This window comes from Actinomadura montaniterrae (assembly GCF_008923365.1).
GTDB classification, from domain to species: Bacteria; Actinomycetota; Actinomycetes; order Streptosporangiales; family Streptosporangiaceae; genus Spirillospora; species Spirillospora montaniterrae.
This window is the reverse complement of the sequence record NZ_WBMR01000481.1, coordinates 1-1398: the sequence shown is the minus strand read 5'-3', so window position 1 is coordinate 1398 and position 1398 is coordinate 1. Positions and strand designations below refer to the sequence as shown.

The following is a 1398-nucleotide window of genomic DNA, read 5'->3' as shown; positions in this document are numbered from 1 at the left end:
CGGGCCGGCCCGGCGGATGCCGCGGCGGCCCGCCCTGTGACCGCTACGGCTTGGTCGGGACGGTGATCTTGCCGGCCACGATCTGCGCCTTCAGGTCGTCCAGCTTGGCTTTGATGTCGTCGACGTTGCCGCCGGACGTGGCGTAGCCGACGCCGTCGTTCTGCAGGTTGTACTGCACCGTGCCGGCCTTGAACTGGTTGTTCGCGACCGACTCGACGAAGTTGAACACCGACAGGTCGACGTGCTTGACCATCGAGGTGAGGATGTGGGTCTTCACGTCGGCGACGGCGGGCTGGTTGTACTGGTCGGAGTCGACGCCGATGGCCCACTTGCCGGCCGCGCCGACGGTCTTGATGACGCCGATGCCGGCGCCGCCCGCGGCGTGGTAGATGACGTCCGCGCCCTTGTCGAGCTGGCCCTTGGCGGCCTCGTTGCCGAGGCCGGTGTCCTTGAAGCCGTTGAAGTTCGGCGGCTCGGTCAGGTACTTCGGCGGCAGCACGGTGATGCCGGGCTTGGCCTTCTTGGCGCCCGCCTGGTAGCCGGCGAAGAACTTCTGGATCAGCGGGACGTCGACGCCGCCGATGAAGCCGATCTTCCCGGTCTTGGACTTGAGCGCCGCGGCGGCGCCGACCAGGAACGAGCCCTGCTCCTCGGAGAAGCAGGAGCCGGCGACGTTGGCGCCCTCGACCTTGCAGCCGTCGGCGTCCACGACGAAGAACTTGGTGTTCGGGAACGCCTTGGCGACCTTCAGCAGCGACGCCGTGTAGGAGAAGCCGACGCCGATGACGGGGTTGTAGCCGGTGCTGGCGAGCAGGCGCAGGCGCGACTCCTTGTCGGAGTCGGGCTCGTCCGGCTGCGCGGAGATCTCCTTGGTGGTGACGTGCAGGTCCTTCTCGGCCTTCGTGAGGCCGGCCGCCGCCGAGTCGTTGAACGACTGGTCGCCGCGGCCGCCGATGTCGAACGCCAGGCCCACCTTGAGGGTCTTCTTGCCGTTGTCGTCGCCGCTGTCGCCACCGGCCTTCTTGCCGCCGCACGCGGAAGCGCCGCCCAGCGTCAGCGCCGCACCCGTCACGGTGACGAGAGTGATCTTCAGTCCACGGCGCAAGGTAGCGCTCCTTCCGTTCCCCACCCGGGATCGGCGGCCGCTCGGCCACCGAAATCGTTGGGACGCTACCTCGCGTTTGGTGGAAAACTGCCAGCTTGCGCCGTTTCGCAATAGGTCCGTTACCAATGCGTACGCATATCGGCACAGGTCAGCGCGCACATGATCGCTGCCAGTGACGGCCGCGGCGGCCGCGCCCGGCGGGCCGGACACGCCCGGCGTGACGAACACGGCCCGCGCCGGGCGAGCACCGGGCCGACGCCGAGCGACCGCCGGGCGAGCACCGGCCGGCGCCG

At 69.2% G+C, this 1398-nt stretch carries 1 protein-coding gene; it reads right to left on the bottom strand.

The genetic code is table 11. The features are described from left to right. Nucleotides 1-43: 43 nt before the first annotated feature. Nucleotides 44-1105, bottom strand: a complete 1062-nt coding sequence (locus tag F9B16_RS50425) for a BMP family lipoprotein (protein WP_151547347.1) — start codon at nt 1103-1105, stop codon at nt 44-46. Between the last annotated feature and the right edge of the window lie 293 nt (nt 1106-1398).